The sequence below is a fragment of the Bradyrhizobium genosp. SA-3 genome, assembly GCF_004212635.1.
In the GTDB taxonomy this organism is placed as follows: domain Bacteria; phylum Pseudomonadota; class Alphaproteobacteria; order Rhizobiales; family Xanthobacteraceae; genus Bradyrhizobium.
Window position 1 is genome coordinate 1 of record NZ_PSRT01000222.1, and the last position, 9,146, is coordinate 9,146.

Sequence of the window (9,146 nt, forward strand, 5' to 3'; positions counted from 1 at the left end):
TGCTTGAGATTGGCCAAGCAGCATGTGGGCCTTCCCGACGACCTCTCTTCGCTGGAAAATGACTTGCAGCTTTCGAAGAGGCCGGAATCAGAACTTCGCATCGATATAGCTGCCGCGATCCAGTCGCTGCCAAGCCACTACCGGCAGGTGCTCATTTTGCGGGATGTGGACGAAATGACGATTAGCGAAATAGCGCAATCGCTGGAGCTAACCCGAGAAACTGTGAAGGCTCGACTGCATCGCGGTCGAGCGCTCGTGCGTGAATATATGATGCGCTGAGGAGTAAGAATGTTCGCCAGCAGTTCACTCACCGAGCACCTTATCCGAGGTTTTGTCGGAATTGGAGCTCTCTCGACGGCAGTGTGGGTCGGGACAGACGCAGGTTGGCCTGCAGTACTAGGTTCCGTCACTCTGGGGCTAGTATCATTGATATCCTTTCGAGGATGCCCGGTCTGCTGGTCTATAGGCTTGTTTTCGATGGCACGCCGGTCGTTGACCTCGCTGTAATCGGGTTCACTTCAGCTTTTGGCCCATCAGCGACGTAACGCCCTGTCTGATGGAGGTCCGCTTATTCGGGCATAGCGGGCTAAACTTGCTCACCCTGATTCTTCGCATTTTGACCCGTTGCGGACATATCGAAATCAAAACAGACCGAAAACCGAGACGAGAAGCACTGCGGCTCAGCTAGGGAAGTCCCTTTGTCATCGTAAAGGGATTGAACCCACGTCCCGCGAGGGCAGCCCACGAAGCTGCGCCAAGATGTGACAATCGGAAATAGTGTCGCGGCTTGGTCGGGTCGGTGTCCAACACGAACCCCGTCGGTAACGCGCGGACAGTCGTGGCATAGAACCCACCATCGGGCGACCTCTGGGATTCGATGATAGCGATCAACGATTCTGCCCTCTCAGTCCTGCCGAGCAATTTCATCAAGAGAGCCATTTGGCCCGTCCCTTCGGTCCACACAGCGTCCCGGTTCTCACCGTAAGAGAAGCCTCCGCCAACACTCATTCGCTGTTCGGCGGTCGTGATTGCCGATGCAAATTGCCCGGCCGCGCCGCGAAGCGCTGTTAAGGGCCAGACCTGGGCATCCAGAGCCAAAATCGGATTATGCGTGACACCGTCTTCGGCGGTCCCTGCGGCGAAACAGACGCACCCCGGATCCCACATCGTATTTACGAAGTACTCAGCAACCATTGCCTTATCGCGCCAGCGCGAATCGCCTGTACGGACGGCAAGAAGGCCAAACGCGGCGGCGAGGTCAGTATTATGTTCAGTCGATTTCCATGTCCGCACTTCCGGCGTCGGCTCGTGCCCAAACGTACCGCCCGTGAAACCGCCAGTACCGCGCGTGTCGGCCCATTGCGCGACCCAGGCGCCAAGCCGTGCGGCACCATCGCGGAATCGAGAGCCGGTGTTCACATCAATCGACAGCAACGCCAACATGGCCCAGGCCATGTTACCAACATCGCTGCCCACCTGATATCGATCCTCTAGCCATTTGTTCTGAGTATTGTCCCACCAACCTGGAAGTTTTACGGGGCCATTCGCCACCACACCCGTGGCGTATGCGTTCCGGAGCCGCCCATCATGCCAGGTGCGGTCGTTATCGATGGCCCAGAGAATCGCCGAGCCAATTCGATACGCTTTGTCTCGCTCGCCGCAACCGACCAATGCGATGGCCGCTACCGCATTGTCATAGAGGTAGGCGGCGCCATGGAGAGGCCCCGATTCGACGGTCGGATAGCTGGACAGGAACAACGGCCCTGATGGCGATGCCTTATCGATTAGACCAGCGAGGTATCGGCACGCTGACGCTTCCGGTGTTGCTTGAGCCCGGAGTGGAGTGGCGACCACAATGATTGTGAAAGACGTTACTATCCATACGAAGGTTGCTATTCGGCCCACTTGCTGCTCTCCGGGTGGACGATGGTCCTATCTATACCCATAGGGCGATGTCTTGAAGTGGCCCGGAGCCGAACAACGCACCAGCCGAATCCATGTCGGCCGTCCGCAGAAGACCGGACATTGCCACGCCATCGCCGCTCCGCCGGCTTCACTCGTAAGCTCAACTGACGAGTTGCCTTGGCAACACCATCACGATGTTGATCTCGCGCTCCAGTATTTTTGAGGCAATGATCGATATGTGCAGCGCGAATTCATCTTCTATCTGTGCTGCTGTGTCCTCGTCCTTCGCGTAGACGAACAGGGTGTCACCATCGACTTCGTCGAAGCGAGCGCCTGCGAAAAGGCGGTCGAACCGTCTTGCGCCGACGATTAGAGCCATGCGGGCTTGAATTGCGTAGTCGTGAATGTCCGAGAGCTGCATGGGCAAGAGATAGGCATCGGTCGAGCTGGTGCAAGCCGGTTAGCATAGCGGTGCCGCACCGCCCGGCCGCGAGTACGCGCTTCTCCCGCCACATGCCCGGCCATTCCGCATCGTGTCATCGGGACAGGCGCACGGTCTTCCGGTTGCGTGATATTGATCCCGGCTGGCCTTGATCAGGATTGTCAGTCAGTGCAACTTCAACCTTCCGTTTAGCGTCCCTTGGCGATATGCCCCTGTGTAATCACTAGCGCAAAGAAGCCACCTGCAATTTTTGAGCTTACGTGGCGGGGCAATGGGTTTGGCTGGAAGCTCCTTCGGTGATCAGACTAGTGACCCAACAATTGTGCTAATGTTCGTGGCGACAAGAGCCCTCTCGTTGCGCCGACGTGCAAACAGTATACCTGCAAGCTTCGCGGGTTCTCTCCAGTCAGGAGAAACCGCGATCGTCCTGCCAAGGTCGAACATGGCACCACCACTCAGTCCTTTTGGATCGATTGAGTTGACAACGTCCCCGTCTAGAGATCGGGATCGTTTTTCATACTTGACCCGACAAAGGTGGCTTTCGGTACCGTTAGACGTGGCATCCTTCGGCATGGCAGGCACAAAGAAAGACCCGCCGTAGGCAAACCGCTGTGAAACAACTTTCCTTTGCCAGTGGTAGATCCTTTTGTTGCGAGAGTTCGGATATCCGAATGCCATGCACAGTCGGCCGGCGGAAACTTCAGTTTGCAGTTCGTCTTCCTGAACATAACGAATGGCTCCGAGGGCCTCTACGAGTCGAGGAGGAAGCTCCACGATCGCAAAATCGAAATTGTCGCGGTCGCGCAAACCGGAGGGCGCTACGGTGGCGAGCCCGGCTCCTTCCAGTTTCTGATCCAACTTTCCCTGAACAGGTATGTAGAGGGAGCTAAGCTTATTCGCATCGACGACGTGCGCCGCAGTAAAGAGCAGGTGACGAGACTTATAGTGCACGAGAACGCACGATCCGAGGTGTTCCGCCCTGCCTCCATTCGTTGCAAAATAGATGGGTTGTACGGCCTTTGCGATATCCGCAGCCGCGGCAGTCATCAGCCTGTCGAGTGCGATCCGACCAAAATCATCAATCGTTATAATCATGCCTAGCTGTTCTCCGCCCACCGCGCCGGCCTCTGTCGTTTCACGGTGTCATGGCAAATGCGCTGGAATGGTGACCCTCTGAGACTATCGTCAGAAACATGCCTACGTTGATTAGTCACAATCTAGCTGGCCGACACGCTCCTTAATGTTGCGAAGCCAACGGCAAAAGCTTCTGAAATTGTCTACTGTCCGCGAGAACAGGAGCAATCAACCGCAATCGCGAGAGAACTTCTCTAAGCGCATAAATACTTCCCGGCGGCGCATCACCAACGACAGCGGCCAGCAGGTCTAGCAACTTAGATGGAGCGGCCTTGTAGAGCGCTTCGTCGGCCCGTGCTATCGAGAAAATACTAGACTGCGAACGCGGATCGTCGGGCTGAATGAATGGAATGATAGCGTCAGCCGCTTCCGCAAACGCGCCGCCGGTTGCAAGCAATATTCGCACAAGATTGAAGGTCGCTGCTGGTGTCTGCAACTCGACATCGAGCGGCCAAATCCCTCGAAACACGGGTCCCACGACATTCTGCCAACGGTTGATCCTTTCTTCCAATTTCGCCCCCTGCATTTCCACAGCTAAGCGATGGCCCACGCTGCTCAGTGTTCTACCGCCCGCCTTCCGTAGCGCCGATCTCGCCTCGGTCTCAAGCAATGGATAGCCCGCAGCCTTAGTATGATTGACAATCAATATCGTAGTCAGCCATTCCGCGAACCTTTCGAGGTCTTCCGCCGTCATTTCGTCACGACTAAACATCTGTAAAAATGATTGCTTAGTCAGGTCGAATAGCTTCGGCGAACCGATGTAATTTGAGTATTTGCGAGCCGACCAAAGGCTGGCCGCGTCGGGCGAGGCCCAATCAAAAAGTGGGACAAGCCGGGACGTTGTCCAATTCGGAGCATGTTCGAACAGGAACGGCAAATCACGGGCGAGCCGGACCCGCCCGAGCAAGCCTGCCTTACCGGGTGCATCGATTAGCCGATCAAGTCGTAGGCGAACGTCATCCGAAAGCTCACTTCCATGCCCCTTGTTGAGCTTATGGAGCACCAATTCGGCAAGCCGTCCGGGCGGAGAATTGATTGCATCGGTGAATACGTCACGCATCCTCTGACTCCGATGTCTCGATCAACGTGGCATCGGCGATGCGGTCCCAGAGCCGCCACAACAAAGTCTCTGAAAGGGTCTTCGCATGGCCTTCGAGCCATGCGGACGCTGAGGGCGCAACGGCGCCGAAAGTATCGGCTGGCCATTCCAAAAGCCGCTCTGCGATTTTCGGTTCAGTCGCTCTGTCGCGATAATCTTTGCGGGACCAAAGCAATTGTTCCCAATAATCCTTCGGCCAGTCTCCGTCCTTGGCGGCCGCATCTAGGCCCCGTAAAGCACGGTCCGGGTCACTGAGACAAAGACCGCGCCAACTATCTCCCTCCATAAACCCCGCGGACGCGGCGATTTTCCTCGCCTCCGCAACGAGTTCGCTGTCCGCGATATCCTTCAGCTTATCGGGGTCCTCGCTAATTTCGTCATCGTCACTTCCCACCCAAATGTGAAATCCGGCTTGTGCCGCTGGCTTTTGCTCCCATTCCGGCCAGCGACTGCGGATTTCAGCCAGCACTTGTGCCGCTTGGTGTCCGATATCGATGCCATCACGGACCATGTCGGAGAGTAGATCAAAGCGGCTCCGGTCGATATGACGATGAACATCGGCGCCTTCCCGAAACCAGCTCCTTGGCGGACCTTCGCATATCCGCAGAGCAATTCGTTGCTGCTGCTCTTGCGTGAAATCGCGCCAGCGCGCGCGGATCAGGCGATACGCCTCAACACCAGAATTCGTAAGAAAGAGTTCTCCAAGCGGCACGTCAATCAGAAATTTCGCCGCGACATCGACCGGGACAGCCGGGTCTGCGAAAGCAAACATCGCCAGCCGTCGTACAAGGCGAAACGGGCTGTCGCTCCAACGCTCTGCGATGACAAGTGCTTTGCCGCTGGATTTCTCTGCGAGCCGTGTCCAAACTTCAGCAATCACCCGGACGATGGTTTGAAAGCCGGAGCGATACTCGTTCTGACCATGCTTCGCGACCGAAGGAACATCGGTATCCGATGTGCTATAGCCTTGATTGCTCTCGACGCCGGCATCTGTTGCATCCGCCAACGCTGCACTCAGGGCAATACTTAGCTGGGTAAGCAGAATTTCATCGATTTCCGGCTCAGCGTTTGTAGGCCACGCCGCGAGAACGTCATCCGCCTGTAGGTCATCATCAACTTCATAGTCGATCGCCATCAGATCAGACGGACGTTCTGGCACCTCATCTTTGACAGTATCAAACCAAGAAATAAGTTTCCCAACTTTCAGCTTAGGTCGCAGCGCGTTAGCGAGCCGCTCAAGCAGATGAGCCGAATGGTCTCCGCGCTTTAGCTGCGGCTCGATCTCGAACCACTCGTTTTGAGCGAAGCCTGCCTTAGCGGTGCGCATATGACGAATGACGAGGGACCAGCTCTTCACCAGCAGTGGCGGCAAATCAGTGCGATGGGCGTTCAAGCGAAATTCAAGGAAGTCTGCTGTTTCTCGTCCAAAGAAATGGATGTTGGCTGCGACATCGCGCACTGCATCTACGTCAAAGAAATTTCGCTCGATCCATGCAATTAGCTGCCTTTCACTCTGAATAAGTTTCATCTCCGAGAGATAAGGCAGCCATGCGAACGAAGGATTGAACTCAGAGAGCGTCGCGGCGAGATCTCCGCTTGAAAGGAAGAAGCGCAATTGCTCGCGCTCGAACGGGGTTGCGTCGGCAGGTGTTTTCTTATTTGGCAAGCTCGGTTTTACATCCTCGATCACGAGCCACCCACCGATCCGGTTCCCAAAATTTGTCCAAGGCGCTCTCGTCGGTAATCGGCCGGCTGCTTGGCGTAGCGCGCAAATTCCGCGAGCGTGTCGTAGATGGCGTCGTAGCTACTAAATTCGATCGGCTTTATGCCCTTTGCTTTCCATATCGACGCCGATATCGGAGTTCCAAGCTCAAATGCATAAATATCGTGCAGGTCGCGAAAGCGATCGCGGTCAGCGTCAAGAGTTTCGAGCAGCAAACGCATAGCAGCGTCTTCAGCTCCGTAACCCACTAGGACCAGCGTGCCGAGGCGCATGCGGTCTTCAATATAGCGCGACGCCCAACCGCTTCGCAGATATGCCTCGCCAAAGTCAGCGCTCGTCAGGATCAAGTCTGTGAGCCCCAAATTCAAGGTAGCGTCGGCGATGCGCCCATGTAGATGCAGAATGCCGTGATCGCGGTCACCGCCTGCCCGCGGCATGGATACGCCCGCATAACTGGGCACGTTTAGCATCCCCGCGTCGTGCGCAGCCCGTTCGAAAAGCGTATCAAAATTCGTCGTGAGTAATCGTGGACGGCCGTCGCGATCCCGTGACAGCTCAACCAACGCTAGGTGGTCAGGAAACGGCACCGCCGGTGGGGATAGCTCTTGGGCGACCGCCTCACGAACGCGCGACGGCGTTCCCGGCCTGTGAGTACGCTTCTCTAGCGAACGCAAGGCGCGGTCGTACTCTTCGCTCTCGATGGCGTTGTGTTCGGCGGCTTCGTCGTCCGGCGCTTCTCCAAGCCGGGCGTAGACGCGTTCGGTTAGTTGCTTAAACGACGGCAGTTTTACGCGAAACGAGACGCCAGCACCGCAGAGGAACGTTGCGTCTCCATTGGTGACTGCTCGGACTAATTCGTCGGGAACATCCGCTCCTTGTTCAACAAAACGCAATGATTTCCTCCGCGCATTTCCGTGCGCGTTGCTCGACCAAGAGCTGGCTCCATCGGGGTGAGCAGACCGCGTGCGACTACAACCACGGGGAAGAAATGAAGTGTAGTTGCAACCACCCCCATAAAAGATTTTTGCACAGTTTATTGCCTCGGTGGATCGGGGCACAAATGTAGACACGGCGGAGGTATGGCCTTGAATTTGCTCGACGATCGTCTCTTTGTCCTTCCCTGCGCAGTGAAATGCCAATACAGCCAGCGCGATATGTGCTGGGCTAACTACTTCCGAGCCCGTCAGGCCAGAAGCTGAGATCGGGCCTGTTCGATGGCTTGGGTAGGAACATTCTCGATGATGCGCCGCAGCTCGGCGGCAACACCACCCAACACCGCGCGCTTTTCCTTCATGCGTTTGCTGTGATTGTAGACCTTGCCGGTAACCGTCGGCACGATCTGCTCGGATTTCTTGCTCGCGGCGTGATCGAGGCACTTTGCGATCCACGCATCCTCGAAGCCGAGATCGCCGGCCAAGGTCGCCGCCGTCCGGCGGAGATCGTGCGGCGTGAACGGCTTAAGGCCGAGCAGCTCGCAAAGACCGGCGGTTTTGGTCTTGTCCTTGTTCGTCTCGTGCTTGGTGCCCCGCAGCGCGTCGGCCATCGCCTTGCGGTGGACCGGTTGCCCTTTATACATGGGGCTCTCGAAAACATACTGCTGTTCATCAGAGGCGAGCGCTTCCTTGATGATCTCGATCGCCAGATCGGACAGTGGCTGCTGGATCACCCGCCGCTTCTTGACGCGCTTGAGCGGCACGTCGAAACGCGGATGCTCACCGTCCAGGTCGAACAATTCATCCCGGCGCGCACCGAGCAGTTCGCGTGAGCGCAGCATAGTCACCAACTCGAACTTGAGCGCGAGGCGGGTCTTCCGGTCCCATGGCAGGTCGTTGCGGTCCAGCCCATGCCAGAACGTTCTGATCTCGTCCTCGGACAGGACGCGGGTGCGGGGATGCTCCGGATCGAGCTTCGGCAAGTTGACGCAGGGGCTGGCCGTTACGTAGTCGCGGCCCGCTTCCGCCGCCCAGTTGAACAGGCCGGAGGCCGCCTTGCGCATATGACGCGCGTTGCTGACCGAAGGCTTGCCGAACTTGCCTGCGACGATATCGTTCGACAGCGTGGCGATGTCATGCTTGGTGACCTCCATGGCCAGCTTCTTGCCGAGGCGGGCGCGGATGAAGCGATCGAGGTGGCTTGCCGTGTTCTCCCAGCTTTCCAGCCGGGGCCGCATCTCGCCGTCCGGCTTCTTGACCGGCGACTTCATCCACGCGATGCGCTCGTCGATGATTTCAGAGACGGTCTTGCCCCGCTTGGCCCTCGCAGCCTTCTGGTCGCGGAAGGTCTCGGCCAGCGCGTCGCCGCCCATACCCTTGAGGCCGTAGACCTTGCTGCGGGCGTCCTCGACGGTGAAGGTCTCAGGATTGTAGACGCCGAGCCAGCCAGTGCGCTGCCTGCCGGTCTGCCGGTCGGTGAACTTGAAGGAAAAGGTCGCGATGCCGGCCGTGATGATGCTGACGTACAGGCCAGGGCATTTGCGGTCGTAGAACTTGGTCCGTTTGGCGACCCGCTTCTCGCACAGGCGGTCGGTCAGGATCACGCTGCTATTACGGGCCCGCTTGCCGGCGGGGGAGGGGACGATGCTACTATCCATGTGGTTTCTGCTCCTAAGGCTTGAGACCAAGGGCTCGGCTTCGGGGCTTTCAGTCTGTCGTGCGGACGCTGAAAGACTTAGGGCCGGGCCCTTATTTTGGTGAAGCCCGCTGAAACAGCTCGGATCAGGCTAGTCGAAAAGCGCTTGTTTTAAAGGGTTTTCTTAGTTTCGGCGTGTTTCACCGAATGCCAAAATATAGACGTGTGGTCCTGGCCGTCGTTGCTACGGTCAAGCCCTGGCGGATGCGGCAGTC

Annotated in this window: 8 protein-coding genes; 1 reads left to right on the forward strand and 7 read right to left on the reverse strand. The window is 57.3% G+C overall.

Annotated features, from left to right (window positions below):
- The coding region (locus CWO91_RS40245; RefSeq protein WP_130220878.1) for a sigma-70 family RNA polymerase sigma factor at positions 1-279 on the forward strand (279 nt) is incomplete at its 5' end.
- Between the two features lie 405 nt (positions 280-684).
- On the opposite strand, the gene CWO91_RS40255 is transcribed toward CWO91_RS40245, so the two are convergent.
- The 7 genes from CWO91_RS40255 to CWO91_RS40285 form a co-directional block, all read right to left on the reverse strand.
- Positions 685-1,758, reverse strand: coding sequence for a hypothetical protein (locus CWO91_RS40255; protein ID WP_130220879.1), 1,074 nt, complete (start codon positions 1,756-1,758; stop codon positions 685-687).
- 307 nt (positions 1,759-2,065) lie between these two features.
- Positions 2,066-2,326: a hypothetical protein gene (locus CWO91_RS40260; RefSeq protein ID WP_130220885.1), complete on the reverse strand. Its 261-nt coding sequence runs from the start codon at positions 2,324-2,326 to the stop codon at positions 2,066-2,068.
- A 321-nt stretch (positions 2,327-2,647) separates the two neighbouring features.
- Entirely contained in the window at positions 2,648-3,442 is a 795-nt protein-coding gene (locus CWO91_RS40265; RefSeq protein ID WP_130220880.1) for a trypsin-like peptidase domain-containing protein, read from the reverse strand.
- Between the two features lie 142 nt (positions 3,443-3,584).
- A complete protein-coding gene (locus tag CWO91_RS40270; protein WP_130220881.1) occupies positions 3,585-4,541 on the reverse strand; it encodes a hypothetical protein in 957 nt (318 codons plus the stop codon).
- Positions 4,534-6,270, reverse strand: a complete 1,737-nt coding sequence (locus CWO91_RS40275; RefSeq protein WP_130220882.1) for a hypothetical protein — start codon at positions 6,268-6,270, stop codon at positions 4,534-4,536. The genes CWO91_RS40270 and CWO91_RS40275 overlap by 8 nt, the downstream gene beginning before the upstream one ends.
- Entirely contained in the window at positions 6,267-7,196 is a 930-nt protein-coding gene (locus CWO91_RS40280) for an SIR2 family protein (RefSeq protein ID WP_165406044.1), read from the reverse strand. Before CWO91_RS40280 ends, CWO91_RS40275 begins: the two co-directional genes overlap by 4 nt.
- A gap of 290 nt (positions 7,197-7,486) precedes the next feature.
- Complete coding sequence (locus CWO91_RS40285) at positions 7,487-8,893, reverse strand: tyrosine-type recombinase/integrase (RefSeq protein WP_165406045.1); 1,407 nt, start codon at positions 8,891-8,893, stop codon at positions 7,487-7,489.
- Positions 8,894-9,146: the final 253 nt, after the last annotated feature.

Bases quoted from the DNA above. Each gene is read 5' to 3' on its own strand.
- CWO91_RS40260 (WP_130220885.1), bottom strand. From the start codon at position 2,326: ATGCAGCTCTCGGACATTCACGACTACGCAATTCAAGCCCGCATGGCT.
- CWO91_RS40265 (WP_130220880.1), bottom strand. From the start codon at position 3,442: ATGATTATAACGATTGATGATTTTGGTCGGATCGCACTCGACAGGCTG.
- CWO91_RS40270 (WP_130220881.1), bottom strand. From the start codon at position 4,541: ATGCGTGACGTATTCACCGATGCAATCAATTCTCCGCCCGGACGGCTT.
- CWO91_RS40285 (WP_165406045.1), bottom strand. From the start codon at position 8,893: ATGGATAGTAGCATCGTCCCCTCCCCCGCCGGCAAGCGGGCCCGTAAT.